Source organism: Natrinema salifodinae (assembly GCF_900110455.1).
Classification (GTDB): Archaea; Halobacteriota; Halobacteria; order Halobacteriales; family Natrialbaceae; genus Natrinema; species Natrinema salifodinae.
The window spans coordinates 13,563-38,596 of record NZ_FOIS01000004.1; the positions used below are offsets into that span (position 1 = coordinate 13,563).

At 68.9% G+C, this 25,034-nt stretch carries 26 protein-coding genes; 11 read left to right on the forward strand and 15 right to left on the reverse strand.

The genetic code is table 11. From position 1 onward, the window contains the following. Nucleotides 1–56: 56 nt before the first annotated feature. From BMY29_RS14415 to BMY29_RS14430, 4 genes are all read right to left on the reverse strand, one after another. A complete protein-coding gene (locus BMY29_RS14415; RefSeq protein WP_049991569.1) occupies nucleotides 57–320 on the reverse strand; it encodes a hypothetical protein in 264 nt (87 codons plus the stop codon). A 97-nt stretch (nucleotides 321–417) separates the two neighbouring features. Then, on the reverse strand, nucleotides 418–1,626 hold the full coding sequence (locus BMY29_RS14420) for a nicotinate phosphoribosyltransferase (protein ID WP_049991568.1): 1,209 nt from the start codon (nucleotides 1,624–1,626) through the stop codon (nucleotides 418–420). 30 nt (nucleotides 1,627–1,656) lie between these two features. Beyond that, on the reverse strand, nucleotides 1,657–3,171 hold the full coding sequence (locus tag BMY29_RS14425; protein ID WP_049991567.1) for an Hvo_1808 family surface protein: 1,515 nt from the start codon (nucleotides 3,169–3,171) through the stop codon (nucleotides 1,657–1,659). An 81-nt stretch (nucleotides 3,172–3,252) separates the two neighbouring features. Beyond that, on the reverse strand, nucleotides 3,253–4,983 hold the full coding sequence (locus BMY29_RS14430) for an Hvo_1808 family surface protein (protein WP_049991566.1): 1,731 nt from the start codon (nucleotides 4,981–4,983) through the stop codon (nucleotides 3,253–3,255). Nucleotides 4,984–5,089: 106 nt separating this feature from the next. Between BMY29_RS14430 and BMY29_RS14435 the strand changes: the two genes are divergently transcribed. After that, entirely contained in the window at nucleotides 5,090–5,662 is a 573-nt protein-coding gene (locus BMY29_RS14435; protein WP_049991565.1) for a cysteine hydrolase family protein, read from the forward strand. Nucleotides 5,663–5,810: 148 nt separating this feature from the next. After that, a complete protein-coding gene (locus BMY29_RS21170) occupies nucleotides 5,811–5,975 on the forward strand; it encodes a hypothetical protein (protein WP_173424940.1) in 165 nt (54 codons plus the stop codon). Between the two features lie 59 nt (nucleotides 5,976–6,034). Here BMY29_RS21170 and BMY29_RS14440 read toward each other — a convergent pair whose 3' ends face one another. Then, a complete protein-coding gene (locus tag BMY29_RS14440) occupies nucleotides 6,035–6,526 on the reverse strand; it encodes a PaaI family thioesterase (protein WP_049991564.1) in 492 nt (163 codons plus the stop codon). Between the two features lie 165 nt (nucleotides 6,527–6,691). On the opposite strand from BMY29_RS14440, the gene BMY29_RS14445 reads away from it, so the two are divergent. Then, nucleotides 6,692–8,128: a serpin family protein gene (locus BMY29_RS14445; protein ID WP_049991563.1), complete on the forward strand. Its 1,437-nt coding sequence runs from the start codon at nucleotides 6,692–6,694 to the stop codon at nucleotides 8,126–8,128. Between the two features lie 11 nt (nucleotides 8,129–8,139). Here BMY29_RS14445 and BMY29_RS14450 read toward each other — a convergent pair whose 3' ends face one another. Then, nucleotides 8,140–9,066 (reverse strand): DUF8155 domain-containing protein, encoded by a 927-nt coding sequence (locus BMY29_RS14450; protein WP_049991562.1) that lies wholly within the window; start codon nucleotides 9,064–9,066, stop codon nucleotides 8,140–8,142. 55 nt (nucleotides 9,067–9,121) lie between these two features. Between BMY29_RS14450 and BMY29_RS14455 the strand changes: the two genes are divergently transcribed. From BMY29_RS14455 to BMY29_RS14465, 3 genes are all read left to right on the forward strand, one after another. Beyond that, nucleotides 9,122–9,877, forward strand: a complete 756-nt coding sequence (locus tag BMY29_RS14455) for a lipoyl protein ligase domain-containing protein (RefSeq protein ID WP_049991561.1) — start codon at nucleotides 9,122–9,124, stop codon at nucleotides 9,875–9,877. 87 nt (nucleotides 9,878–9,964) lie between these two features. Continuing rightward, nucleotides 9,965–10,315: a hypothetical protein gene (locus BMY29_RS14460; protein ID WP_049991560.1), complete on the forward strand. Its 351-nt coding sequence runs from the start codon at nucleotides 9,965–9,967 to the stop codon at nucleotides 10,313–10,315. A 180-nt stretch (nucleotides 10,316–10,495) separates the two neighbouring features. Next, nucleotides 10,496–11,032 carry a DUF7529 family protein gene (locus tag BMY29_RS14465; protein ID WP_049991559.1) on the forward strand — a complete coding sequence of 179 codons (537 nt, stop codon included), beginning with the start codon at nucleotides 10,496–10,498 and terminating at the stop codon, nucleotides 11,030–11,032. 7 nt (nucleotides 11,033–11,039) lie between these two features. Here the strand turns inward: BMY29_RS14465 and nadC are convergent, their stop codons facing one another. Genes nadC through nadA form a run of 3 tightly spaced genes read right to left on the reverse strand, consistent with a single transcriptional unit; the run spans nucleotide 11,040 to nucleotide 14,535 of the window. Then, complete coding sequence (gene nadC / locus BMY29_RS14470; RefSeq protein WP_049991558.1) at nucleotides 11,040–11,855, reverse strand: carboxylating nicotinate-nucleotide diphosphorylase; 816 nt, start codon at nucleotides 11,853–11,855, stop codon at nucleotides 11,040–11,042. Nucleotide 11,856: 1 nt separating this feature from the next. Further along, complete coding sequence (locus BMY29_RS14475) at nucleotides 11,857–13,398, reverse strand: L-aspartate oxidase (RefSeq protein WP_049991557.1); 1,542 nt, start codon at nucleotides 13,396–13,398, stop codon at nucleotides 11,857–11,859. Nucleotides 13,399–13,401: 3 nt separating this feature from the next. Then, nucleotides 13,402–14,535, reverse strand: coding sequence for a quinolinate synthase NadA (gene nadA, locus BMY29_RS14480; protein WP_049991556.1), 1,134 nt, complete (start codon nucleotides 14,533–14,535; stop codon nucleotides 13,402–13,404). A gap of 204 nt (nucleotides 14,536–14,739) precedes the next feature. Between nadA and gfo6 the strand changes: the two genes are divergently transcribed. Next, nucleotides 14,740–15,810, forward strand: a complete 1,071-nt coding sequence (gene gfo6 / locus BMY29_RS14485; protein ID WP_049991555.1) for a D-xylose 1-dehydrogenase Gfo6 — start codon at nucleotides 14,740–14,742, stop codon at nucleotides 15,808–15,810. A gap of 36 nt (nucleotides 15,811–15,846) precedes the next feature. Here the strand turns inward: gfo6 and BMY29_RS14490 are convergent, their stop codons facing one another. The 4 genes from BMY29_RS14490 to BMY29_RS14505 form a co-directional block, all read right to left on the reverse strand. Next, the gene (locus BMY29_RS14490) at nucleotides 15,847–16,275 is read right to left on the reverse strand and encodes a cupredoxin domain-containing protein (RefSeq protein ID WP_049991554.1); all 429 of its coding nucleotides are present in this window, start codon (nucleotides 16,273–16,275) and stop codon (nucleotides 15,847–15,849) included. A 180-nt stretch (nucleotides 16,276–16,455) separates the two neighbouring features. After that, nucleotides 16,456–16,911: a DUF2267 domain-containing protein gene (locus BMY29_RS14495; protein WP_049991553.1), complete on the reverse strand. Its 456-nt coding sequence runs from the start codon at nucleotides 16,909–16,911 to the stop codon at nucleotides 16,456–16,458. A gap of 134 nt (nucleotides 16,912–17,045) precedes the next feature. Next, nucleotides 17,046–18,029, reverse strand: a complete 984-nt coding sequence (locus BMY29_RS14500) for an LLM class flavin-dependent oxidoreductase (RefSeq protein WP_049991552.1) — start codon at nucleotides 18,027–18,029, stop codon at nucleotides 17,046–17,048. Nucleotides 18,030–18,197: 168 nt separating this feature from the next. After that, nucleotides 18,198–19,805, reverse strand: a complete 1,608-nt coding sequence (locus BMY29_RS14505; RefSeq protein ID WP_049991551.1) for an amidohydrolase — start codon at nucleotides 19,803–19,805, stop codon at nucleotides 18,198–18,200. A 173-nt stretch (nucleotides 19,806–19,978) separates the two neighbouring features. Here BMY29_RS14505 and BMY29_RS14510 point away from each other — a divergent pair, with 173 nt between their 5' ends. Further along, complete coding sequence (locus tag BMY29_RS14510; protein WP_049991550.1) at nucleotides 19,979–20,371, forward strand: hypothetical protein; 393 nt, start codon at nucleotides 19,979–19,981, stop codon at nucleotides 20,369–20,371. 53 nt (nucleotides 20,372–20,424) lie between these two features. Then, complete coding sequence (gene hmgA, locus BMY29_RS14515; protein WP_049991549.1) at nucleotides 20,425–21,669, forward strand: hydroxymethylglutaryl-CoA reductase (NADPH); 1,245 nt, start codon at nucleotides 20,425–20,427, stop codon at nucleotides 21,667–21,669. A gap of 423 nt (nucleotides 21,670–22,092) precedes the next feature. On the opposite strand, the gene BMY29_RS14520 is transcribed toward hmgA, so the two are convergent. Together BMY29_RS14520 and BMY29_RS14525 are read right to left on the reverse strand one after the other, a co-directional pair. Next, nucleotides 22,093–22,617: a DUF5817 domain-containing protein gene (locus tag BMY29_RS14520; RefSeq protein ID WP_049991548.1), complete on the reverse strand. Its 525-nt coding sequence runs from the start codon at nucleotides 22,615–22,617 to the stop codon at nucleotides 22,093–22,095. Nucleotides 22,618–22,730: 113 nt separating this feature from the next. Further along, nucleotides 22,731–23,063, reverse strand: coding sequence for a DMT family transporter (locus BMY29_RS14525; protein ID WP_049991547.1), 333 nt, complete (start codon nucleotides 23,061–23,063; stop codon nucleotides 22,731–22,733). 146 nt (nucleotides 23,064–23,209) lie between these two features. Between BMY29_RS14525 and BMY29_RS14530 the strand changes: the two genes are divergently transcribed. After that, nucleotides 23,210–23,551 (forward strand): cupin domain-containing protein, encoded by a 342-nt coding sequence (locus tag BMY29_RS14530; RefSeq protein ID WP_049991580.1) that lies wholly within the window; start codon nucleotides 23,210–23,212, stop codon nucleotides 23,549–23,551. A gap of 106 nt (nucleotides 23,552–23,657) precedes the next feature. Beyond that, nucleotides 23,658–25,025, forward strand: a complete 1,368-nt coding sequence (locus BMY29_RS14535; RefSeq protein WP_049991546.1) for an NRAMP family divalent metal transporter — start codon at nucleotides 23,658–23,660, stop codon at nucleotides 25,023–25,025. The last annotated feature ends 9 nt before the right edge of the window (nucleotides 25,026–25,034 follow it).

Here is a 25,034-nt window from a genome sequence, read left to right on the forward strand (position 1 = left end):
GTGATCGTCGACTTATCTTCTTTCCCACCCGTTCGGACGACACGAACCCAGTACTGCTATCGACCCTCGACTCCGTCTCTCATCTCGATGCGTTCGAGTTTCGCCTCGAGCAGGTCGTCCAGCGCCGCGAAGACGTCGTGGACGGCGAACCAGAGGGCGATCAGATCGACGACGAGGACCAGCGGGAACGCGAGCACCGAGTCCCACGGCAGCAGCGTCCAGGTACAGAACGCCGCCGCGCCGACGACGAGGACGAGTCGGACGGCCAGGCGAGTCGCGATTTCGGAGCGGACATCGGCGGTTCCGGAAGCGGTTGCCATCGGTTAGCGACTCGAGTCCGGGGCGTGAAAAAATCAGTCATTCCTCGTCTTCGATTCCGTCGGAGTCGAAATCGTCTCCGATCGGTTTCCCGCCGAATCAGGCGGTCGACGACTCGAAGTCGACCGTCTCGGCGTCGGCGAGACACCGCTCGCTCGCGTCGTCTAAGTCGAATTCGCGGACGATCTCCCCGTCGCGGACTAGCGGCTCGAGGAGCGGGTCGCCGTCCGCGGGCCCGTCGCGGTCGGCCAGGGTGACGTGGTGGCCGCCGTCGGGGGTTCGGTAGACCTGCTTGACCCCGGAGAGTTTGCCCCGTTTGGAGATCAGCTCGCCCTCGTCGCCGGACTGCGTCCGGCTGCTCGAGGAATCTTCCGATCCCTCGCTGATCTCGACGATGTCGAGGCTGAAGTCGACGGAGTCGGCGCCCGTGATGTGGCTGCCGACGCCGAAGCCGTCGGCGACGTCGCGGAGTTCGCGGATCGAGTCGGGATCGAGGCCGCCGCTACAGAAGATGTCGACGTCCTCGTAGCCCCTGGCGTCGAGCTCCCAGCGCACCTCGCGGATGATGTGTCGAAAGTCGCCGCGACGGGAACTCGTCGTGTCGATGCGGACGCCATCGAGGTCATCGCCGAGCGTCTCGGCCGCCAGGAGACTCTCACTTTTCTCGTCCCAGAAGGTATCCGCCAGCGCGATCCGCGGGACGTCCTCGCCGACCGCCTCGTCGAAGGCCCGCCAGGCCGCCGGCTGCTCGCCCTCGCCGAAGCAGAACATGAGCGCGTGGGGCATCGTTCCGCCGGCCTCCCGACCGAGGATTTCGCCCGCCGCGACGTGGGAGAAGCCGTCCAGGCCCGCGAGCAAAGCGGCGCGCTCGACGGTCGACGAGATCGAGGGATGGACGTGGCGCGCGCCGAACGAGAGGACCTGCGACTCCGGGGCGGCCAGGCGGGCCTCGAGGGCGGCCGTCGCGAAGCCGCTGGGCTGGGAGAGGAAGCCGAGCAGGGACGTCTCGAGCGCCGCGAATTCGAGATAGGGCCCTTCGATCCGGAGGACGGGGCCGCCGTCGAACAGCGTCCCGTCGGGGAGCGCGTCGGCGTCGAGGTCGCGCCCTTCGAGCAGCGTCGCGACGTCTTTCACACCGGTGAAGACGTCGAAGCTACCGGTCGGAAACTGGTCGGCGGTCACTTCGGCGACGACGTGGGGGTTCTTCCCCGCGTGCTCGAGCGTCGTCCGCGTGCGCTCGAAGTAGGCGTCCGTCGCGTCCCCCGCCAGAATCGCTTCCGGGGGCACGGTCCCAAACGGATTTGACATATCGTCGGTTTCCCGTGGGAGGCAAAAAAGCTACCCGTCTGCCGATGCGCGCGGCGTCCCGGGATCGGCCGACGTCGGCGTCGCCGGACCGGCCACCGCGGTCGGTGACGACTCGGCGTCCCCCGCCGATGCCGGGTCGAGGGCGGCCGCAGACTCGTTCGCGTACGAGCCGCCCGCGTGGGCGTGGATCGCGTCGAGGTCGTCGACCGTGGGCGCGCCGACGATGGTGACCGTCTCGCCGGTGATCGAGACGCGATACGCGCCGGCGAAGGGCTCGCCGTCGGGGATGCGATAGACGGTCCCCGCTTCGGTTCCGGCGGCGGAGTCAGCGTCGTCGACCCGTTGGCCCCCCTCGTTCGCGAGGAGCCGACGGTACGCGTCCGTGAACTCCGCGGCGTCGCTCGGACTCTCCCAGGCGAGCCGCCAGGCGTGCCCGGTCCGGTTCGACCCGTCGGTGCTCCGATAGACGGTCATCGCGTCGCCGGCCCAGCCCGCGGTCGCGGGATGGGAGTAGTTGTACGGCGAGCGCTCGGTCGCACCCGCCGTGATCGGACGGTCGACGGCCCCGTTGGCCCACAACGTCGCGAACAGGGTGGCCTCGCCGACCGTCTCCGTGCGAGGGTCGCCGCCGTCGGCCACCGGTCGCCAGGCGTCGGTCGAGCGATCCGGAACCGTGACGTCGACCGGGTCGGTGTCCGGGTAGCGATCGGGGTGGATCAGCTGGGCGGTACTCGTCGGTCGCTCGTCGTGAGCGCGATCGACGGCGTCCCAGCCGCCGCGGTCGTACAGGTCGGCGGCGAACTCGGGGCCTTCGGCATAGGGCACGTAGACCGAGAGGAAGAGCCCGACGTTGAACGGGCGGTCGGTGAGGCCCTCGCTCGTCGCCGTCGGCTGGGCGTCGGGGAGACACTGCCACTCGTCGCCGCAGCGGCGGTCGTACCGGTCGGGGAGGAAGTTCGCTTCGCCTTCGAAGAGACCGTTTTCGGCGCGGACGCCGTCGATCGTCTCGCTCTGGCGGCCGATGCCGAAGTGCTGATCCTGTAACGCGTGGGTCAGTTCGTGGACCAGGGTCCAGCGATCGATCCGGATCTCGTCGGTCTCGTCGGTGACGATCACGATCCGATCGTTGACGTAGTAGCCCTGAACGGAGTCGCCGTAGAGGTCGTCGAACGCTCGATTGACGTCCGTGTCGCCGTCGACGACGAACGCGCCGCGCCAGACTTCGTTCTCGAAGGCCGACGCGTTCCGGATCCCGTCGGCTCGCTGGTTTCGGTACTCGTCGCGGCTCACGATCTCGAGGGCGACGTCGCGCTCGAACTTCAGCCCGCGAACGACCTCGAGCCGGGCCATCGTGCGGTACTTGACCGCCTCGAGTTGGTCCGCCGTGAGGCCGTCGCTTGGATCGAACTCGAAGACGTCGTCGTGGGCGTAGTCGCCGATGTACCCGAGTTCGCGGTCGGTGTCGAACCGGTCCGGGCCACCGGGGAGCGTACAGCCCGAGAGGACGACGAGTGCGATGACCGCGAACAGTCGCACTCGGCTCATTGGCGAACGGTTCGGCGACGGCGTGAAATGCGCGTCGATCGGTTCCGGTCCAGCTTCCGATCCCGTCGGAGAGGGCGGCGCTCAGTCACGCGTGCTGTCGTCCGTCCGATTCGACTGCGTCCGAGACCCGATTCGGCCGCGACCGACGGCGAGCCGGGCACCCGCGCCGAGCACCGCGATCGCGGCCGCCGCGGCCGGTGCCCCGAAGCCAGGAACGGTCTCGGTCTTGTCCGACTCGCCGAGCTCGACGGTGTCCTCGCCCTCGGGCGCGGCGCCGGCCTCGACCGCCGAGAGGTCGTCGACCGACGGTGCGCGGACGAGCGTCAGCGTCTCGCCGTCGTGTTCGAAGTAGTACACGCCGGCGTAGCCGCCGTCGTCGATCACGTAGGTATCCCGGTGTCCGTCGACGGCCTCGGCGCCGTGGTGATCGAGCAATTCCAGATAGCCGTCGCGGAACTGCCGGGCGTCCGCCGCCGACTGCCACTGCGTTCGCCAGACGTAGCCGGCGTCGCCGGCCGCCGCGGTCGGATCGTCCGCGCTGGCGGCCTCGTCGGTCGCGTAGACGACCAGCTCGTCGCCGGCCCAGCCGTTCGTGTACGAGTGGTCGTACTCGTATCCCTCGCCGCCCGTGAAGAGTTCGCCGGAGGCGATCACCGACTGTTGTCCGTCGAGCGCGTCGGCGGCGAACATCGCGACCATCCCCGCCTCCCCGACGGTGTCGTTCGCGACCTCGCCGTCGACCTCCAACTGCCGCCAGGCGTCGTCGGATCGGTCCGGGACCGAGACGTCGGCCGGCTCGCGCTCGGAACCCGGGTGGATCACGGCCGAGGTGGACGTCGGCGGGTCGTCGTAGGCGGCGTTGACGGCGTCCCAGCCGTCGCCCTGCTGGCGGAGGGAGCTGACGTAGTCGGGACCGTCGCTGTAGGGCTGGTAGACGCTGAAGTAGATGCCCCAGTTGACGTCGAGCTGGCCGGAACGTTCCGTGCTGGTGCTGAGACAGTCCCACTCGACGCCGCAGCGACTCTCGTAGGCGCGTTCGACCCAGGCGGCGTCGCCCTCGATCAGCCCGTTCATCGCGACCTCCTCGTCGTTGGTCTCGCCCTCGAACTGCGAGAGGTCGAACCGCTGGTCCTGCAGCGCGTGGACGAGCTCGTGGCCGAGCGTAAGCTCGTTCAGTTCGGGCGTGTCGGGGTTCTCCGAGACGATGACGATCTCGTCGGTCTCGGGGTCGTAGTAGCCGTCGACGGCGCCGCCGTAGACCGACTCGGTCGCGTCGGTCGCCGCGGTCTCTCGGTCGACCATGAACAGGGCCTCGTAGGCCACGTTGTGCTCGAGGCGTTCGTCCTCGCTGACGTTCGCGAATCGGTCGCCGCTGTTCTGCCGGTACTCCGCCCGGGAGACGACCTCGACGTCGACCTCGTCCGCGAAGGTCATGTTCCGAATGCGCTCGACGCGGGCCATCGACCGGTAGACGACGGGATCGAGTTCGTCGTCGTCCACGGCGGCGTCGTCGCGGTCGTCGACGGGTAACTCGTCGTCGTACCAGTAGCCCTCGACGTAGCCGACGGTGTCCTCGGTCGAGGGGTCCTCCGGTCGGTCGGTCTCGTTTTGGACGACGCCAGGCGACGAAGCCGGCGCGTCGGTTGACGCTGCGTGGGAGACGGCGGAAAGCGAGGAAGCGGAGGGGGACGGGCCCGTCGGACCCGCGGCCGAGCCGGCCGCAACGGGGCCGACGACCCCGCCGGTGAGCAGTACCGCGGCGAGCAGCATCGCGAAGAGAGCAGTGAACGAACGGGAAGGCGTCGAGTGCATCTGAATCGGCTAGCTATCCGTACGAATGGAAGTGCAAAAAGGACGGCGGTCGGGCCCGGATCCGTCACGAACGTTTTTACGATTCATCCCCTACGAACGCCTAAAGATGCGCCTCGAACCAGCGGACACGGCGGTCGTGGTCGTGGACATGCAAAACGGGTTCTGTCATCCCGACGGCTCGCTGTACGCGCCGGGCAGCGAGACGGTCATCGAGCCGATCGCAGCCCTCGTCGAGCGCGCCCGCGAGGCCGGAGCGTCACTGCTGTTTACCCGGGACGTCCACCCGCTCGAGCAGTTCGACGACGCCCATTACTACGACGAGTTCGAGCAGTGGGGCGAGCACGTCCTCGAGGGGTCCTGGGAGGCCGAGGTCGTCGACGAACTGCCCGTCGAGGCGGCGGACCACGTCGTCGAGAAACACACCTACGACGCGTTCTACAACACGGAACTCGAGGGGTGGCTGAACGCTCGCGGGATCAAAGATTTGGTGCTCTGTGGCACGCTCGCGAACGTCTGCGTGCTCCACACCGGCGGCAGCGCGGGGCTGCGGGACTTCCGGCCGATCATGGTCGAGGACTGCATCGGCGCGATCGAAGACGAGCACAAGGAGTACGCCATCGACCACGCCGACTGGCTGTTCGGCGAGGTCGAGTCGAGCGACGACATCGAGTTCGCGTGATCGACGTCGTACTCGCTCGGTCTCCCCGATCGACGGCGACTGCGGCGATCGAAGACGGTGGCGACCGACGATCGCAGCCACGGTGGGTGACGAGGCCGGGATCAGGATCAGAATCGGGACCAAGACCGGGACCAGGCGGTGACCGCGAATGAACGGCCGGCGGCTCCGCCCGATCTACCTAATCGGGATCGCGCTCAACGCGGTCGCGTTCGCGTACGCCGTCTCCAACGGGACGTGGCTCTACGCCGGCGCGTTCGCGCTCGTAGCGGTGTATCTCGCGGCTCGGTTCCGGATGCTGTCGGCCGACGGCTAATTGCTGACCGCTGATCGCTTCCCGCTTCCCACTGCCAGCTGACGGGCATCCCCGCGACGTCAGTCGCTGCGGAACACCCGGTAGGCGCCCTGGCCGATCGCGACCTCGCGGGTCTCGCCGTCCGGAGTCGTGCTCTCGACGACGATCTCGCTGACGCCGACGCTGCCGCCGACCCGGACCACGTCCGCGGTCGCCGTCAGGTCGCCCGTCGCCGGGCGGAGGTAGTTGACGTTCAGGTTGATCGTCGCGATCCGCGCGTTGAAGGGGTCGTCCATCGCCGTTCGGAGCGCCAGCCCGCCGACGGTGTCGATGAGGGTGGCCGCGACGCCGCCGTGAAGGTCCGCCCGCTCGTCGGGGCCGGCGTTCGGGCGGGTGTTGGTCAGCTTCTCGTCGTAGGGGATCGAGAGCGTCATCGTCTCGTCGCCGACGCGATCGACGCTCGTCCCGAGCCACGAGAGGAACTCCTGATTCTCGTCGAGAAAGTGTTGTAAGAGACTCTCGAGGTCGTCGAACTCGTCGAGCAGATCCGCCGGCGGCGCGTCCTCCGTCATAGCCGTTCGTGGACAGGCGACGGGCTTGACAGCTACGCTTCCCGTCGCGTCCGTTGTCGTGCGTTCACTTCCCCGCCGGTCGGGGTCGCGCGGTTTCGAACCCGGACTCAAACGATCGTTTCACCTATCCAAACGGATTTATCAACATTGACACATCGTTCGAACATGGAATTCGACAGCCGTGATAGGCGGACCGTTTTAGCACTCTCCGGGGCCTTCCTCGCAGGGCTCGCCGGCTGTGCTGGCAGCGGGCCGACTGCGACCGAACGCGATCCCGATCGCCCGGACGCGGGCGAGGACGGCGAAGACGGGACCGGCTTCGAGGAGTATGCCATCCCCGAGTTCCCTGCGATCGACCCCGTCACCGATCCCGACGTCGACCCCGCGCTGCTCGGCGACCAGGTCCGCGGGAACGTCGCGTTCTCGCTCGCGTTGCTCGAACGGCTGCGGGACGATTCGTCGGACGAGAACCTGTTTTTCTCGCCGTACAGCGTCTCGGTCGCGCTGGCGATGACCTACGCGGGCGCTCGCGGCGAGACGGCCGCCGAGATGGCCGACTCCCTGCGGTACGAACTCGAGCGCGAGGACCTCCACGCCGCCTTCGGCGCGCTCGAGACGGAGTTCGAGCGGCGCAACGAAGACGGTGCGGAAGTCGACGATCCGTTCGGTGTCGGACCGGACGACGGGGAGTCTCCCGAAGACGACGAGGAGGACGATCTCGGCTTCCGACTCTCGAGCGCGAACTCGGTCTGGGTCGACGCGGACTATCCGGTCGACGAGAACTACCTCCAACTGCTCGAAGCGTACTACGAGACCGGCGGCCGCCTGGCCGACTTCAGCGGCAATCCGGAGGACGCGCGCCGAGCGATCAACGCCTGGGTCGAAGAGCGGACGAACGATCGGATCGAGGACCTCCTGCCGGCGGACTCGGTCACGAGGTCGACCAGGCTCGTCCTGACGAACGCGGTATACTTCCTCGCGGCCTGGGAACGGGAGTTCGATCCGGCCGACACCGAGCCGGCGCCGTTCACGAGTCTCGACGGGAGCCAGACCGAGGTCGACCTGATGCACCAGGCCGCGCGGTTCCCGTACGCCGAAATCGACGGCCACCAGATCGTGGAGTTGCCCTACGCCAACGGCGACACCAGCATGGTCGTCGTGCTTCCCGCCGAGGGCGAGTTCGAGGCGTTCGAATCGGATCTCACCGTCGATCGCCTGGCGACGATGCTCGAGGCGACCGCGACGAAGCGGGTCGACCTGACGCTTCCGAAGTTCGGGATCGAGTCGAAATTTAGCCTCGTCGAGGTCATGGCGGAACTCGGCATGGAGCGGGCCTTCGGCGGGGGCGCGGACTTCAGCGGAATGGTCGACGGCGACGGTGACGGACTCGCCATCGACGATATCGTCCATCAGAGCGTCGTCGAGGTCGACGAAGAGGGAACCGAGGCGGCGGCCGCGACGGCCGTCATGGTTCCGACCTCGGCGGTAGAGCGCGTCGAGCTGACCGTCGACCGGCCGTTTCTCTTCTACGTTCGGGATCGGCCCACCGAAACGCCGCTCTTCGTCGGCCGCGTCGTCGATGGGACGACGCTTCAGGACTGATCGGTCCCCTCTCAGACGTCCGCGCTCGGCCGAACCCGCACCCGAACTCGCTCGCCGCGCTCGAAATCGCGATCCGGACAGATCAGTTTCGCGCCGAACTCCGCGTCGCGGGCGCAAAACAGCGACAGCCCCGTGATCGGCTCGCCGTTCGCCGTGACCGTGACGTCGTCCCAGGCGATCGTCCGGCCCTCGGCGACCCCGAGTCGGTCGCCGTTCAGTGAGACGACGGTCTCGGTTTCGGTCCCGCGGTCGGCCTCAAGATCGTCCGCAAACGCGCCTGGCCGCGACCGTCCCGAACGTCCGAGCAGGCCGCCGCCATCGTAGTGGGGGAGGCCGCCGTCGACGACGCCGCCGTCGTCGGCCCGCACGCCGACGAATTCGGTTCCCGGGGTCGGATGCGCCGGCGCGTCCAGCACCGCGTAGGTGTCGCCGGTGGCGACGACGCGGCCGGTGCCGTCCCAGGCGAGCGGCCGAACCGGGACGCCGAGATCGATCGGGCGCGAGCCGGACGCCCGGTAGGGGTTCTGGTCGGGCCCGCGGAACCCGATGTGAAGGTGGTTGTCGACCCAGGGGGCGAAAAAGCCGGCGCGGACGAGTCGGCCCAGCGAGTCGCCGCGCTCGACGCGGTCGCCGGCCGCGACGGCCGGCTCGACGTGGAGTACCCGGGCTGTCAGCCCCTCGAGCGGGGACGGACCCTCGCAGTCGATCAGGATCAGGTGATCGTGCTCGGGCGCGTAGGGTTTCGGCGGCGCGCGGACGGTTCTGGTCTCGCGGACGGTGCCGGCGACCGGGCTCGGCGCGGCGGTCGTCCGCCCGTCGACCAGCGTCCCCGGATACAGATCGATCGCGCAACCGCCGTCGTGGGCGGGATACGGCGAATTGTACAGCGAGAAGCGCTCGTAGCGCGCCAGCACGGACTCGGGAAGCGTGACGGCCATCGATGGTCCATCTGCGCGGCGGGAGCGTTTAGGCCCACCGGGTTCAACGCCTGATATGCGCGTGTTTCGCGGGCGAGCGGAATCGATCGACGCCGATCGCGACGTGAGCCGCCGGCTGCTCTCCGTGGCCGCCGACGGCGATCCCGCCGTCCGCGTCTGGACGCCGCACCGTCAGGTCGCCTTCGGTCGCCGCGACGCTCGCCGCGAGGGGTACGACCGCGCCCGCGAGTTCGCACGCGAGCGCGGCTTTCCGCCGGTCGAGCGCGACGTCGGCGGGCGAGCGGTCGCCTACGACGGGACGACGACCCTGGCCTTCGCCCGCGCCGAACCGGTCGCTGACCTGCGGACCGGCACGACCGATCGGTACGAGCGCGCAACGGCTGCCCTCGAACGGGCGCTCCGAACGCTCGGACTCGAGCCGGTTCGGGGCGAGCCGGACGACTCGTTTTGCCCCGGAACGCACTCGCTTTCGGTGGCGGTCGCGAGGACGGAGCCGAAAGCGAGCGCCGATGGCGCGGGCGACGATGAGACGGGCGCGCCGCGACGGAAACTCGTCGGTATCGCCCAACGTGTCCGGAGCGACGCCGCCCTCACCGCCGGCATCGCCCTCGTCGCCAACCGCGAGGAACTCGCGGACGTACTCGACGAGGTCTACGGCGCACTCGACGTGCCGTTCGATCCGTCCTCGGTCGGCACCGTCGCGGACGCGGGCGGTCCCTCGGATCCCGAGACAGTTCGCACGGCGATCGAGGAATCTCTGATCGGTGACGCGACCGACGTTTCCGTCGTCAGCGCCGGTGACCGACCGTAACGCGACGGTGACGGGAGACCGGAGATCGCGCCTATCGTCGCGTGTGCAGGCGCAAGTTCCCACGATACGGGCCGCGAAGGCCGGCCTATGGTCTTCGTCACCACCTTCGTCGCCAGCCTCGTGACCGGCGGCCTGGGAGTTTACGTCGGTGCGCGGCTCGCGGTCGGCGAGGAGGACCCGATTAACGCGCTCATCACGGGCGTGATCGGCGCCGTCGTCTGGATCGTCTCCGGGGCGCTATTCGGGTGGATCCCGCTGCTCGGCCAGCTACTCGTGCTGTTCGTCTACACCTGGGTAGTGAACAGACGGTACCCGGGCGGCTGGGGCGACGCGTTGCAGATATCGCTCGTCGCCTGGCTCGTGACGTTGCTCGTCCTGTCTACCCTCGCCGCGCTCGGGTTCGCGACGTACCGGGCGATCGGGATCCCGTTCGTCTGACCCGGGATCGGTGGCGACGGCGCTCGGCCGCCTCGCCTCCGTCCCGAGGCACCGCGGGTCGCCTCCGCCGCTCGAACCGCGGATTCGAACGATCGGACCAAGTCGGAGTGGGGTAACGTTTTTCGTCTCCGCGTCGTCCGATTCGCGTATGGCGACACGACTCCGACCGGAGGGATCGCGATGACGACGGACAGTTCGGAGCGGGAGACCGAGACGGAGGCCGGCCAGGCGACCCCGACGGACGACCTGTGGGACGAACTCCGCGAGGACGCGCGGGCCATCGCCGAGGACTACCGCGAGGAGGGCTGGGACGCCGTCGTCCTCGAGCCGACCGACGTCTCGCCGGTCGAGACCGACGAGCGCACCGGCCTCGACGTCGCGGTGTCAGCCGAGGAGTACGAGGTCGTCGAAGACCTCATCGACGGCGCGGTCTCCATCACTGCGGCCGACGTCTACTACCGCCCGCTCGCGGACGAGGGGAGCGACCGCCGGGTCGCCCTGACGGTCGAGCGCGACGAGGACGGCGAAACGGCGATTTTCGTGCCGCTCACCTACGACGTCTCGGCGGCACGATCGGTCTTCGAGGCGGCGCTCGTCGAGGAGGAACTACTGCTTCACGTGACGGCGGACGCGACGGACCGGTGGGTCTCCTTCTCGCACGACGACCCGTCGCTGTTCCTCGAGGAGGCCGACGTGCGGGCGTGGAGCGCGGAGTGACCGCCTCCTACCGGCCGGTTCGGAACGACAGGTCCAGCGACGGCGCCGAGTGGGTGAGCGACCCCATCGAGATCACGTCGACGCCCGTCGCGGCGTAGTCGGGCACGTCGTCGACGGTGATCCCGCCGCTGGCCTCGGCCAGCACGTCCTCGTAGCCGGCGAGTTCCGCGACGGCCGCCCGCGTCTCGTCGGGCGACATGTTGTCGAGAAGGACGACGTCCGCGCCCGCCGCGGCCGCTCGCGGCGCGTCGGCGACGGTCTCGACCTCGACGTCGAGCTTCGTCGCGAACGAGGTCCGCTCTCGGAAGTGCTCGATCGCAGCCTCGAGTCCCATCTCCGCGACGTGGTTATCCTTGACCATCACCATGTGGGAGAGGTCGAGCCGGTGGGTGTCGCCGCCGCCCGCGACGACGGCCCGCTTCTCGAGTCCGCGCAGGCCAGGCGTCGTCTTCCTGGTCGCGGCGACCGCGACGTCGTCGGACTCGGTCCGCGCGGCCGCGACCGCCTGGCGAGTCCGGGCCGCGATCCCCGAGGCGTGACTCGCCAGGTTGACCGCGACGCGCTCACCCCGAAGTACCTCGCGGGCCGGTCCCTCGACGCGGAGCAGTTCGTCGTCCGGGTCGACCGCGATCCCGTCCGCGAGGCGCTCGCGGACGTCGACGCCGAGGTATTCGAAGACCGCGCCCGCGGCCTCGAGGCCGGCGGCGACCCCCGACTGTTTGGCGACCAGGCGACCCGCGGTCTCGCCCGGCACCTGATTCGTCACGTCGTGGTGGCCGACGTCCTCGCGGAGCCAGCGTTCGATTTGAGCGTCGGTGAGCATCTCAATCGTCGGCCGGGCGCTCCGCGGGCAGTTCGTCGTTGCCGCCGCCGTCTCCGTCGCCGTCCGTCGCGACGTAGTGACACCCCCTCGATTCGGCGTTCTCGGCGGCCGCACGCGCGATCAACAGCGCGACGACGCTGGCGTTGCGGAGTTCGTAGAGGTCCCGCGCCGTCCGCGTTCGGGTGTAGGCGTCGACCTCGCCCTTGAGCCGCCGGAGGACGGCGCTCGCGCGGGCGATCTCGTCGGGATCGCGCTCGAGGCCCAGGGACTCATCCATCGTCCGCCGCAGGCGCGCGAATTTCTCGGCGGCGAAGCGCTCGGGCAGCTCGGGATCGCTGTCGCAGAGGCTGGGCGCCTCGACGACTTCGGAGTCGAAGCCGGTCGCATCCGCGCCCGCCCGCAGCCCCCAAACCAGACCCTCGAGCAGACTGGTACTCGCCAGGCGGTTCGCGCCGTGAACGCCGGTCCGGGCGCACTCGCCGACGGCGTAGAGGCGATCGAGGCTAGCGCGGCCGCGGTCGTCGACGGCGATGCCGCCACAGCAGAAGTGCTCGCAGGGGGCGACGGGGATCTCGTCGCCCTCGATGCCCCGATCGCGGCATTTCTCGGCGACGGCGGGAAACGCCGACTCGAACTCGACGGGACCCACGTCGAGGACGACGTCGCCGGTCGCCTGGCGCTCTGTCGCGACCGCGCGGGCGACGATGTCGCGGGGCGCGAGTTCGGCGTCCGGGTGGTAGTCGTCCATGAACCGCTCGCCGTCGCCGTTGCGGAGAACCGCCCCTTCGCCCCGGAGGGCTTCCGAGAGCAGGAACGGGTCCTCGCCGGCGGAGGCCGTGGGGTGGAACTGGACGTACTCGAGGTCCTTGACGTCGGCGCCCGCGAGCGCGGCCATGGCGATGCCGTCCCCGGTCGCGTCGTCGGGGTTGGTCGACTGGCCGTAGAGCGCGCCGATGCCACCCGTCGCGAGGACGGTCGCGCCGGCGTAGATCGGTTTTCCGGTCGGGTCTTCGTCGGTAACCACGCCGTGGACGCGCCCCTCCGCGGTGATCAGTTCGAGCGCGGCGGTATCCTGGCGGACGTCGATGCGGTCGTGATCGTCGACGTGGTTCAAGAACGGTCGCAGGATGTGCGAACCGGTGGCGGCGTCGACGTGGAGGATTCGGCGGTCGGAGTGGGCGGCCTCGCGCGCGTAGTCGAACCCGCCGTCTCCGGACTCGTCAAACTCGATTCCGAGCGTGTCGATGAGCACGTCCTCGACGGCGTCGTCGGCGTTCTCGACGAGGACACCGACCGCGTCGGGGTCGGCGGTGCCGTCGCTGGCCGCGAGGATATCCCGTTTGAGCGAGCCGGGATCCCCGCGGGTCGTCGAGATGCCGCCCTGCGCCCGGTCGGTGCTGGCGTCGTCGGGTTTCGTCGCTTTCGTCAGCAGGCGGACGTCGGCGCCCGCCCTAGCCGCCGCGAGCGCGGCCGCACAGCCAGCGATGCCGCTGCCGACGACGAGCACGTCCGTGGTGTCGTGGTTTGTAGCGGTGGCGGTCATACGTTAGATCTCGAGCATGCGGTCGAGCGCGACCTCGGCCAGTTCCTTCTCTTCGGGCGCGACCTCGATCACGTTGTGTTCGCGGCCCTCGGCCAGTTCCTCGAGTACCCAGGCGAGGTAGTTAGGGTCGATCTGTCGCATGGCGTTGCAGTCCATGCAGGCCTCGCCGCACAGCGGCAGGACGGTCACCTCGGGGTGCCAGCGCTGCAGGTGGTTCGTGAGGTGGATCTCGGTGCCGATGGCCCACGTCTCGTCGGGGTCCGCCTGGGCGACGGTCTCGCAGATCGTACTCGTCGAGCCGACGACGTCGGCGGCTTCGACGACCTCGCGGCGGCATTCGGGGTGAACGACCACGTTCGCGTCGGGGTGTTCCTCGCGAATCTCGTCGACGTGCTCGACGCGGAACCGCTCGTGGACCTGGCAGTAGCCGTCCCAGAGGATAATGTCGCTCTCGGCGACCTCGTCGGCGTCCTTGCCGTCGGGATCCCAGGGATCCCACTCGGCGATCTCGTCCGCCATCCCGAGCCGGTGGGCGGTGTTCTCCCCGAGGTGCTTGTCCGGGAGGAACAGGACCTTGTCGCCCTTCTCGAAGGCGTACTCGAAGGCTCGGTGTGCGTTCGATGAGGTGCAGACGAGTCCGCCCTGACTCGCGCAGAAGGCCTTCAGGTCCGCGTAGGAGTTCATGTAGGTGATCGGGACGATGTCGGCGTCGGACGCCGCTTCCGTGATCTCGGCCCAGGCGCTGTCGACCTGGAGGGCCTCGGCCATCCCGGCCATCGGACACGACGCCTCCATGCTCGGGAGGATCACCGCCTGGTCGTCGTCCGTGATGATGTCCGCGCTCTCGGCCATGAACGTCACGCCGCCGAAGACCACGTACTCGGCGTCGGCCGCGGCGGCTTGCTTCGAGAGTTGGTACGAGTCCCCGACGAAGTCGGCGTGCTCGACGATCTCCCGCCGCTGGTAGTTGTGGCCGAGGATCACGACGTCGTCGCCGAGTTCCTCGAGCGCCGCTTCGATGCGTTCGGTCCGCTCGTCTTCTTCGAGGTCCCGATATCGTGGCGGAAGTTGTTCGAGCGTGTCGTATTTGAACAAACTCAGGTCGGTTTCAAGTTCCGCCGTTTCCATTTTGACCATATTACGTCACCCGTGGGTAATCACACCTCACGAGGCAGGATCGAATAAAATTTTCCTTCGATACAGAATATTGACGAGGTACTATCGAATGATTCGGATATCGAAGCTGGACCGTTGGTTGGTCAGTTTTGGGGACAGATCACCGAACGGGAGGGTCACCTGGTCGGATAGTAGAGCCTATTCGATCGCGTACCTAGTGACCATATGGCACTCGAAGACGCGTTCGCGAACTTCACGCGACGGGACTGGGAGGACGAACCGGTCGAGGGAACGGTTCGACTCGCCGTGATCGGGGTCGGCGGGTTCGCGCGCCAGCGCGCGCTGCCCGCGATCGCCGACGGGCGCTACTGCGAGTCGACGACGCTGGTCACGAGTTCACCCGAACGCGCGGCGGACGTCGCCGAGGAGTACGGCATCTCGCACGTCATCGACTACGATGCCTTCCTCGACGGAGACGGTGCGGACGCCTACGACGCAGTTTATGTCGCGACGCCGAACGCGCTGCACGGCCGGTACGCGATCGCGGCGGCCGAGCGCGGGAATCACGTCATCTGCGAGAAACCCCTCGAGACGACCCTCGAACGAACGCAGGAGATCGTCGATGCCTGCGCCGACGCCGGCGTGACACTGATGCCGGCCTACCGATTGCAGACGGAACCGACGGTCCGACGGGCGCGGGACCTAATTCGGGACGGCGTCATCGGCGACGTCGTGCAGGTCCACGGCGGCTTCTCGCATCCGCTGCTCGAGAGCGCGGGGCCCGACACCTGGCGACTCGATCCGGAACTGGCCGGCGGCGGCGCACTGGTCGACCTCGGGATCTACCCGCTGAACACGACCAGGTTCATCCTTGACGCGGAACCGACGGGCGTCTACGCCACGACCCACTCCAGCGGCGAGCCCTTCGACGCGGTCGAGGAACACATCGCGTTCCAACTGGAGTTCGAACGCGGCGCGACGGCCTCGTGTACCGCCAGCCTCGACGCACACGCCAGCAGCCAACTCGACCTGATCGGCACCGAGGGAAAAATTCACATCGAGTCGCCGTTCGGCGGCGTCGTCCCCCAAGAGATGGTCGTCGAGAGCGGCGACGTCCGGATGGAGTACACCGGCCCGCCGGTCGACGAGGTCTGCGAGGAGTTCGACTACTTCGGCTACTGCGTGCTGACCGACACCGATCCCGAGCCCGACGGCGAGGACGGCCTGACGGACCTGCGCGCGATCGAGGCCGCCTACGAGTCAGCCGAGACCGGGCGCCGGGTGGGGGTGGCGTGAGCGGGCGACTCGCCGCCGCTTTCGTTCGGACGCCGGTCACTCCGCTCGATAGTAGCCGCCGCCGGAGCCGTCGTCGTCGCCGAGCGGGTCCTCGATGGCGGCGTCGCCGACGCCGACCTTCATGCTCATCCCCGAGAGATCCGCGTCGCCGTCGAAACGGCAGTAGACGTCGTACACCCCGTCCGCCTCGAACGTGTGGGTCGTCTCCTCGCCGGCCGCGACTTCCGCGTCTTTCGTCCAGTCGTCCGAGGCGCTCGTCACCGTGTGAGCGGTGTCGTCCTCGTTCGTCCACGTGACCGTCGCACCGGTCTCGACGGCGGCGTTTCGCGGATCGAACTGTGCGTCCGCCATCGTCACGGCCGTGGTCCGTTCGATGCTCGGCTCGCCACCGCCGGTGCAACCGGCGAGGGCGGCGGCGACCGTCCCTCCGGTCAGTCGGAGCACCCACCGCCTGTAGTGTCCCATGATAGCACCCAACGTGAACTACGGACTCCGAGCACCGAAAAGATACCTGTGGGGTCTGCCATTGAAGCGAACCGGTCGATCGGCCTCCGGCTCTCGGTCGAGCCGATAGACGGGAAAGACGGTCGTCTCGTACCGAACGGCGAAAATCGATTACCGGTGACGCCCGTCGCGTTCGGTCGCTTAGGCCTCTTCCCAGGGCTTGGTCTCGGCGTCGACGAGTTCGAACAGTTCGGCGAACTCGCCGGGGAGTTGGTCCTCGACGTTGGCCATCTCTCCGCCGGGGACCTGCTCGCTCACCAGCGCGACGACCGCCTTGGCTCGGAACACCGCGTCGGACTCGTCGACGCTCGACGGACGTCCGTAGCCGGTATCAAGATTCAAGTCCTCGTAGTTCAACCGGTCGTGGACCCGCGTGACGAACTCGTCGAAGTCGAACTGCTGGCCGTGCTCGGGTTCGAGCAAGTAGCGGTCGATCTCCATCGGCAGCGGGCTCGCGATGTCGGTTGCGCCGCCCTCGTCGACGCGCTCGCCGAGGGTCTCGAGGACCGCCCGCGTCGTGCGCACGGCCTCGGCCTGCGTCCCGGCCTCGATTCGGTGCTGTACCTCGCCGACGAAATCGGTGTAACTCGTGCCCATAGTCAGTGATCCGCGTACCCGAAACTGTCGGCAGGGCCGCGCAAAAACACCATCCGTGGATTCGCAAGCGGCCGTGGGAACGACGCGAGCGGCCTCGATTGCGTCGCCCGCGGACCCGGACCCGGTGCGAGCGCCTACAGTCGCTCGGGCGCGAGCGCCTCGATCGTCGCCTCGGCCACCTCGTTCGAGGCCGGTTCCGGAACGACGACGATCGGCTGGTCGATCCCCGTCTCGTCGACGAGCGTCCGGAGTTGCTCGCGCGCCCGATCCGGCGTCCCGGCCACCCCGAGGTCGCCGAGCATCTCGTCGGTCACCGCGTCCGCGGCGGCGGCCCTGTCGCCGGATCGCCAGGCGTCGGAGATCCGATCCGCTTCGTCCGAGAATTTCGTCGCGACCGCCCGGCGGTAGCCCTCGCCGCTGCCGACGTAGTAGGCGATGTGGCGACGCAGCGTCTCGCGGGCCGTTTCCGGATCGTCGCTGACCGCCGAGGGGACGTACGGTGCGATCGCGATCTCGTCCGGGTCTCGGTCGCGCTCGCGCGCGGCCCCGGCGACCTCCTCGAAGGCGTCGTCGAGCCGCGAGAACGGAATGTTGTGCGGGATCCAGCCGTCGCAGAGGCGACCGACGACGCGGCGGTTGGCCGGGCCGAGGCCGGCGTGGTAGATCGGCACCGACGCCTCGATCGAGGGGAAGTCGGCCGCCTCGAGCAGTTCGCCTCGGTAGTCGACCGGCTCACCGGTGCCCGCGGTGAACTCGCGGATCAGTTCGATCGTCTCGTGGGCGCGTCGCACCGGCCGGTCGAAGGCCATCCCGTGGAGGCCCTCGACGGCCGTGGGCGTGCTCGTCCCCAGGCCGAGCGTGAACCGACCGTCGGCGGCGGCGTCGAGCGAGGCCGCGGTCATCGCGAGGACGGCCGGCGACCGCGAGTAGACGTTCAGAATCGCGGTTCCGATCCCGATCTCGTCCGTCCGACAGGCCATCTCGGTCGCTTGGACGACGCCGCTCGCGCCCCAGAGCTCGCCGACCCAGACGGCGTCGTAGCCCCGATCTTCGGCCCGGACGGCGACGTCTGCGAGGTCAACATCGCCGAAGGCCGTCACCATGAGTCCGACATCCATGCACCGTGGGTCGACCCCCAGCGGCAAAAAATCGACTCTCGGTCGCAGAATCGGCACCGCGGCGGGCAGTGTCGCCAGTCCGGGTTCGGCGATCGCCTGGTACTCGAGCGTCGCGTCGAGTCCGGATCGTCCGGCGTCGTCGACCGCGGTCCCGGTTCGCGGACCTCGCTATCCGTCCCGTCCGTCGAAGACCACCTCGCCGTCGACGATCGTCATCGCGACGTCGACGTCCGCGATCGCGTCCGGCCGCTCCCACGGGGAGCTCTCGAGCGCGATCAGGTCGGCCCGGTTTCCGGGTTCGAGCGCGCCGAGCCGGTCGTCGTCGAAGCCGGCGTAGGCCGCGCCGCGCGTGTAGGCCCGCAGCGCCTCGGTGACCGACAGCCGCTGAGCCGCCGCCGGCGCGTTCACCGCGTGGTGAATTCCGAGCAGGGGATCGAGCGGCATGCAGTCCGAGCCGAAGGCGAGGGGGACGCCGGCGTCGAGCACCCGACGGAGCCGGTTGGTTCGCCGGCGGCGGGCCTCGCCGAGCCGCCGGTCGTAGAGCCCGCCCGCGTCGGCCCAGCGGTGGAAGTTCGGCTGCATCGACGCGACGATCCCCGCCTCGGCCATGCGCTCTATCTGGTCGTCGGTCGCCAGCTCCGCGTGTTCGATCCGGTGGCGCGCGCGTCCGGGATCGGCGGTCGACTCGAGGACCGACAGCGTCTCCTCGATCGCCTCGTCGCCGATCGCGTGGACGCAGACCTGATAGCCCTCGCCGTCGGCCCGCTCGACGAGCGCGTCGAGTTCGTCGGGATCGACGACCCACTTTCCGCGCTCGTCGCCGGCTCCGCCCGCCTCCCCGCCGGCGTCTGCGTACGGTTCGCCGAGCTTCGCCGTTCGACTGCCGAGGCTGCCGTCCGAGAAGGACTTGATCGCGCCCGTCCGCACCCGCCCGTCGCCGTCGTTCGTCGCCAGGCCGACCTCGACGAGCGCGTCGAGGTGGTCGCTCCAGTAGTCGATCCGCACGCGCAGCGGGAGGTCGCCGTCGGCGGCCATGTCGCGGTAGACGCGCGGGGCCACCGAACCCCGTACCTTATCGTGGACGCCGGTGACGCCGCGTTCGACCGCGTATTCGCTCGCCGCTGCGAGGAGCTCGCGCATCTCCCCGCGGTCGGCCGTGACGGTCTTTCGAACTGCCTCGGCGGCGTCCTCGACGGCGACGCCGGTCAGCTCTCCCCTCTCGGCTCCGCCCTCGCGCCGGAGGTCGCCGTCGGGCAGGTCGTCCGCCAGGCGCTCGAGCGCGACCGAGTTCAGCGACGCGGTGTGTAAGTCGACCCGCATCGCGACGACCGGCCGCTCCTCGCTGACTCGGTCGAGGTCCGCACGCGTAAGCGGCGTCGATCGGTCGGCCCACTCGCTGTCGTCGTACCCGAAGCCGAGGATCCACTCGCGGTTTCGCTGGTCCCGGGCGGACGCGGACTCGCGCTCGGGCCGGGCCTGGTCGCGGAGCCGCTCGATGCACTCGGTGGCGTCGGCGGCGTCCGAGAGATCCGCGTGGACCAGGTGTTGGCCCAACTGCTCCATGTGAGTGTGTGCGTCGACGAATCCGGGGAGGACGACGCGTCCCTCACAGTCGATCACGTCCGTTTCGACGCCCTCGAGGAATCGGACCTCGTCGGTCTTGCCCAGGCGGACCAGTTCGCCGTCGCGGATGGCGACGGCCTCGTGGACGGTGTCGGGTTCCGTGAGGGTGTGGACCTCCCCGTTGACCAACAAGAGGTCGGCGGCCGCGGTCATAGGGGAGAGCGCACGCGCGAGTGGCAAAACAGTTGCGTCCGTTGCCGACGGGGCCGGTCGACGGGCCAGCGCGGCGTCGGCGCGGGACGGGCGCGACGGTCCGGCGGCGCAGTTCGGACGCCGAACGTGCAACTGAGCGCAACCTTGACTTGTCTCCTCGTTGAGCGCTCAGTATGCTCGATCGCGAAGGTCGCGTCGTCTTCGGATCGTTCCTGATGTTCGTCCTCGCGATCACCGGCGCGACGGTCGTCGGCTCCCGGTTCGACGTCGCGCTCGGCGACTGGCCGCTGGTCTCGCTGCTCCTGTTTGCCGGCGTCGCCGTGGCTCTCCCGCAGCTGTACCTCGCGCGGATCGGCGCGGCAGCCACGCCGCGCAGCAGGGTCCGGGTCGCCGCCGTCGCGACGGCGTCGTTCGCAGTCGCGTTCGCCGCCGACGCGGAGGGCGTTCGCCACCTGCTGCTCGCCGCGGTCGGGACGGGAGCGCTCCTGAGCGCCTTCTGTTACGAAGGCCTGGCCGGGTATCGCGATGTGGGCGGCGAACTCACGTTCGATCTGGGCGATCGGTGAGACGGGCGCGGAAATCAGCAACTGTTAGGGCGTCCCACCGTCTCGACCCACTCATGACAGACCCCGAGGACCTCGCCGAGCGGGTGCGCGACGGCGAGCTTCGCTTGCACGAACTCGAGGACCACGCCGACTACGACACCGCAGCCGAGGCGCGCCGGCTGCTCGTCGAACGCGAGACCGGCGCGGAACTCGATACCGTCGGCGACTACGCGTTCCCTGCCGAGCGAGCGGATCCGAACATCGAGAACATGATCGGCGCCGCGCAGGTGCCGATGGGCGTCGTCGGCCCCGTTCCCGTCGACGGCGGCGCGGCCGACGGCGACCACTACCTCCCGCTCGCGACGACCGAGGGCGCCCTGCTCGCGTCGGTCAACCGCGGCCTCTCGGCGATCCGCGCGGCGGGCGGTGCCGAGGCCCGCGTCACGAAAAACGGGATGACCCGCGCCCCCGTGTTCCGCGTCGACGGCGTCGCCGAGGCCGCCGAGACCGTCGAGTGGGTCGAGGATAATTTCGAGGCGCTCCGGGAAGCTGCGGAATCGACGACCAGCCACGGCGAACTGCTCGACGTCGAGCCGTACGTCGTCGGCGACTCCGTCTACCTGCGCTTCGCCTACGACACCAAGGACGCGATGGGGATGAACATGGCCACCATCGCCACCGGCGAGGCCTGCGAGGTCGTCGAGGCGGAGACCCCTGCCTCGCTGGTCGCGCTCTCGGGCAACCTCTGCTCGGACAAGAAGCCGGCCGCCGTCAACGCCGTCGAGGGCCGGGGCCGCTCCGTGACCGCAGACGTCGTGATCCCGGGCGAACTCGTCGAAGACCGGTTCCACACGACCGCCGACGCAATCGCCGAGGCCAACACCCGCAAGAACCTGATCGGCAGCGCCAAAGCGGGAAGCCTGGGCTTCAACGCCCACGCCGCCAACGTCGTCGGTGCGGCCTTCCTCGCGACCGGCCAGGACGAGGCCCAAGTCGTCGAAGCCGCCAACACCATCACCACGATGGAGACGCGCGAACCCGAAAACGGAGGCGACGCCGAAAACGGCTCGGCCGACCTCTACGCCAGCGTCTCCCTGGCCTCGCTCGAGGTCGGTACCGTCGGCGGCGGCACGAAGCTGCCGACCCAGGCCGAAGCCCTCGACGTTCTCGGACTGCGGGGCGGCGGCGACCCGCCTGGCTCGAACGCGGACGCGCTCGCCGAGATCATCGCCGTCGGCGCGCTCGCCGGCGAACTCTCGCTGCTCGGCGCGCTGTCCTCGCGGCACCTGGCGAGCGCCCACGAGGATCTCGGCCGGTAGAAGACGATATCGGCCACGAACAGTGGGGCGGTGGCGCGCACCGAGTCGCGGCGGGCGACCGTGCAACCCGACGAGAACGGGAACGGGGAACTGCGGCGGCCGCGGACGACGGTCGGACGCCGCGGTAGAGCGGTCGTAATGAGGCGGTCGGACGATTCCAAGCTGCTCGGAATCGGATAGAGATTGATATAGGTCGCAGCGAACATCTTCACTGTCGCGCACCCCACTATGCGCGACAGCGATCCAATCCACACCCACTACCAACGGACCCTCACCTCGATCTCGTCCGGCGTCGTTGCGCCTGAGTACGCCGGACGCGTAGCTTCTCACGAGTCGTCCCACTGATCGATCTCAGAAGCGGTCCGTTTCTCACGTTCTACAACGCGGATAGATCGGCGGAGAATCCGATTCCGTGCCCTCTCCTCAAAGTAACCGATACCGCCCACGGCTCTCGCTGACGACGCCACGTCGCGCGAGCTTCTCCAGCGCGTCGCTGGCGTACTCGGCCTCGACCCCGCGCTCGGCGGCGTACTCGACGACCTCGTCCTCTGTCGGCTCGTCCAGCGCGTCGAGCGCGGCCTTGACGATTTCCTTTTTGCTGCCGCTACGGGCGGGTCCCCGCGGGTCGCGGTCGCCGGCCGCTTCGACTTCGTCGACGGCCAGGCCGGACTCCTCGAGGTACTCCGCGTCGTCGACGACGCCGTCCGCGACGTCGTCCTCGAGTTCGGCGAAGGAATCCAGTTTGGCGAAGGCCTCGCCCTCGCCCTGGCGGTTCGCGAGCATCGACGCGCGGACGTCGCGGGCGTGGGCGGCGTCGTCGGTCTCGACGAACTTCTTTCGCTTCTCGTAGGCTTTGCGCGAGCCACAGCGGGGACACTGGGTCGTCTCGGAGCGACCCTCGATGATCCAGAGGTGCGAACACTCGCTACAACCGACGACGGCGTACATGGCTCGCAGTGGGGCCGCACGGCAGTTCAAGGTTCGGCAAGCGCGGCGGAAGTGGTCCGACCGCCGGTGTCGTCGGGTCGCGACGGGTTTCGGTCCCGCTCTCGTCGGTGCGCTCAATGCGCGGAGACGTCAGAGACGACGTTGAGACAGTAGACGCCCGCGAGGATGAGTCCCAACCCGGCGACGGCCGCGGCATCGGGCCGTTCGTCGAACACGACCACGCCGATCGCCGCGACGCCGACGATGCCGAGCGCGGCCCACGTCGCGTAGACGATGCCGACCGGCAACTCCTCGAGGGTCAGCGAAAGCAGGTAGAAGGCGCCGCCGTAGCCGAGCAGGACGACCAGGCTCGGGAGCGGGCGCGAGAATCCCTCGGAGAGTTTCAGCGCCGTCGTTCCGACGAGCTCCGAAAGGATCGCGCCGCTGAGGAGCACGTACGAGTCCATACGACTCGATAATAGTAGAAAAATAATAACCATTCCGACTCACACTCGAACCGACGGCTCGTCGATCGCGACGAGCGCAGGCGCCTGGCGACCGAGTTGCCGCGGAAACCCGTGAAACTATGTACGAGATCGTCGCCGTAGCCCGTATGGAACGCGTTTCCCTGACCGACCGCGACCCGTCGGAGGCCGCCGACGGCGTTCACCTGGCGCTGCTGGCCGGCACCGACGCGATGAACGTCCAGCACTTCGAAATCGAACCCGACGCGGTGGTCGAAGAGCACAGCCATCCCCACGACCAGACGGGCTACATCTGCGAGGGCGAGTTGACCTTCCTCGTCGAGGGGGAGGAGACCGTCTGCGGGCCGGGCGACTCCTACGCGATCCCGGGCGAACAGCCCCACGCGGCCGAGAACCGCGGCGACGAGACGGTCCGCGGGGTCGACATCTTCAGCCCGCCGCGGGAAGATCCGGACTGGCGAGACGACTAGCGGTTCAATTTCTCGACTGCGGTCTCCCGACGACTACCGCGTACCGAGCGGATGGTTCACTAAAGAATACCACGGAGTTATATAGCTCAGTTCGCAAGAACGTCCGATGGCAACCGAGCGACGATCGGTGATTCTCGGCGGTATCGGAACGTATCTGGAGCGACTGGGGCCGACCTGGCTCGCCAGCGCGATCGCGGCGGGCCCGGCGACCATGGCCTCGCTGCTGGTCGCGGGCGCGAGCTTCGGCTACGCGTTGCTGTGGGTCGTCGTGCTGTCGGCCGTGCTGGGAACGGTCGGTCAGTACCTCGCGATGCGGCTGGGACTGCTCACCGAAGCGGGGATCGTGTCGGTCGCGGAACGCCACCTCGGCTCGGGTTGGGCCTGGGTGCTCGTCGTCGACGCCGTGGTGGCCGCGGGCCTGGCCCAACTCGTCATCATGAAGACGCTGGCCGAGGTCAGCGCGACGATCGTCGCCAGTACGGGCGTCGGCGCCGCGACGGCGACCGATCCGCGCCTTTGGGGCGTGGCGTGGGCGGTGATCCTCGCCCTGGGACTGGCGGGCGGCGGCTACCGATTCGCCGAACTCGGCGCCAAGCTCCTCGTTTCGGTCGTCGTCTGCGCGTTCGTCGCCGCCGCGTTCGTCGTGCCGATCGATTCCGCCGCGGCCGCGCGCGGCCTGGCGCCCGCGATCCCGGCCGGCGTCGACGGGGCGCTGGTCGCCGCGGGTGTCCTCGGCGGGGCGGTCCACATCACGCTGTTGACGATGCAGAGCTACACGATGCGCGCCCGCGGCTGGACCGCACACGACGCCGACGTCGCGACCGTCGACGTCGTGACTTCGATGATCGCCGCGTTCGGGATATTCAGTCTCTCGGTCTTTCTCGTCGCGGCGAGCGTCCTCCCAGCTGCGGGCGTCGATCCGGCGACGATCGACGGGATACAGGCCGCACGGACGCTCGGCCCCGTCGCCGGCGACTACGCCACCTGGCTGTTCCTCGGTGGCCTTCTGGGTGCGGCGGTGTCGACCCTCGGCGGGAACACGATCGTGCCGCCGTACCTGCTCGCCGACAAACTCGGCTGGGAACGGTCCACCGACGACGTCCGCTACCGAGCCGTGATCGCCGCCGTCGCGCTCGCGTCGGCGCTCGGGGCCTTCCTCGAGGGGACGTTTTTCCAGTTGCTCGTGCTCACGCTGGCGTTCGGGCTCGTCGGTACGCCCTTCGCCATCGCGGTGATCCTCTTCCTGCTGAACGATCCCGACGTCGTTCCGGAGACGAACTCGGTACCGGCGAACGTCGGCGGACTCGTCCTCTTCGCCGTCGCGGTCGTCCTCGCGGGCGAGTTCGTTCAGGACGAACTCGCGACGGTCACCGAACCGGTCTCGGCGTTCGTCGTCGCCTTCGCCGCGGCGATGGCGCTCGCGATCGTCGGGCTGGGCGGCAGGTACGTCCGGGATTGCGTCGGCGGTCGCTGATGGCCGTCG

Coding starts and splice junctions, on each gene's coding strand:
- BMY29_RS14415 (WP_049991569.1), bottom strand. CDS start 320: ATGGCAACCGCTTCCGGAACCGCCGATGTCCGCTCCGAAATCGCGACT.
- BMY29_RS14420 (WP_049991568.1), bottom strand. CDS start 1,626: ATGTCAAATCCGTTTGGGACCGTGCCCCCGGAAGCGATTCTGGCGGGG.
- BMY29_RS14425 (WP_049991567.1), bottom strand. CDS start 3,171: ATGAGCCGAGTGCGACTGTTCGCGGTCATCGCACTCGTCGTCCTCTCG.
- BMY29_RS14430 (WP_049991566.1), bottom strand. CDS start 4,983: ATGCACTCGACGCCTTCCCGTTCGTTCACTGCTCTCTTCGCGATGCTG.
- BMY29_RS14435 (WP_049991565.1), top strand. CDS start 5,090: ATGCGCCTCGAACCAGCGGACACGGCGGTCGTGGTCGTGGACATGCAA.
- BMY29_RS21170 (WP_173424940.1), top strand. CDS start 5,811: ATGAACGGCCGGCGGCTCCGCCCGATCTACCTAATCGGGATCGCGCTC.
- BMY29_RS14440 (WP_049991564.1), bottom strand. CDS start 6,526: ATGACGGAGGACGCGCCGCCGGCGGATCTGCTCGACGAGTTCGACGAC.
- BMY29_RS14445 (WP_049991563.1), top strand. CDS start 6,692: ATGGAATTCGACAGCCGTGATAGGCGGACCGTTTTAGCACTCTCCGGG.
- BMY29_RS14450 (WP_049991562.1), bottom strand. CDS start 9,066: ATGGCCGTCACGCTTCCCGAGTCCGTGCTGGCGCGCTACGAGCGCTTC.
- BMY29_RS14455 (WP_049991561.1), top strand. CDS start 9,122: ATGCGCGTGTTTCGCGGGCGAGCGGAATCGATCGACGCCGATCGCGAC.
- BMY29_RS14460 (WP_049991560.1), top strand. CDS start 9,965: ATGGTCTTCGTCACCACCTTCGTCGCCAGCCTCGTGACCGGCGGCCTG.
- BMY29_RS14465 (WP_049991559.1), top strand. CDS start 10,496: ATGACGACGGACAGTTCGGAGCGGGAGACCGAGACGGAGGCCGGCCAG.
- nadC (WP_049991558.1), bottom strand. CDS start 11,855: ATGCTCACCGACGCTCAAATCGAACGCTGGCTCCGCGAGGACGTCGGC.
- BMY29_RS14475 (WP_049991557.1), bottom strand. CDS start 13,398: ATGACCGCCACCGCTACAAACCACGACACCACGGACGTGCTCGTCGTC.
- nadA (WP_049991556.1), bottom strand. CDS start 14,535: ATGGTCAAAATGGAAACGGCGGAACTTGAAACCGACCTGAGTTTGTTC.
- gfo6 (WP_049991555.1), top strand. CDS start 14,740: ATGGCACTCGAAGACGCGTTCGCGAACTTCACGCGACGGGACTGGGAG.
- BMY29_RS14490 (WP_049991554.1), bottom strand. CDS start 16,275: ATGGGACACTACAGGCGGTGGGTGCTCCGACTGACCGGAGGGACGGTC.
- BMY29_RS14495 (WP_049991553.1), bottom strand. CDS start 16,911: ATGGGCACGAGTTACACCGATTTCGTCGGCGAGGTACAGCACCGAATC.
- BMY29_RS14500 (WP_049991552.1), bottom strand. CDS start 18,029: ATGGATGTCGGACTCATGGTGACGGCCTTCGGCGATGTTGACCTCGCA.
- BMY29_RS14505 (WP_049991551.1), bottom strand. CDS start 19,805: ATGACCGCGGCCGCCGACCTCTTGTTGGTCAACGGGGAGGTCCACACC.
- BMY29_RS14510 (WP_049991550.1), top strand. CDS start 19,979: ATGCTCGATCGCGAAGGTCGCGTCGTCTTCGGATCGTTCCTGATGTTC.
- hmgA (WP_049991549.1), top strand. CDS start 20,425: ATGACAGACCCCGAGGACCTCGCCGAGCGGGTGCGCGACGGCGAGCTT.
- BMY29_RS14520 (WP_049991548.1), bottom strand. CDS start 22,617: ATGTACGCCGTCGTCGGTTGTAGCGAGTGTTCGCACCTCTGGATCATC.
- BMY29_RS14525 (WP_049991547.1), bottom strand. CDS start 23,063: ATGGACTCGTACGTGCTCCTCAGCGGCGCGATCCTTTCGGAGCTCGTC.
- BMY29_RS14530 (WP_049991580.1), top strand. CDS start 23,210: ATGGAACGCGTTTCCCTGACCGACCGCGACCCGTCGGAGGCCGCCGAC.
- BMY29_RS14535 (WP_049991546.1), top strand. CDS start 23,658: ATGGCAACCGAGCGACGATCGGTGATTCTCGGCGGTATCGGAACGTAT.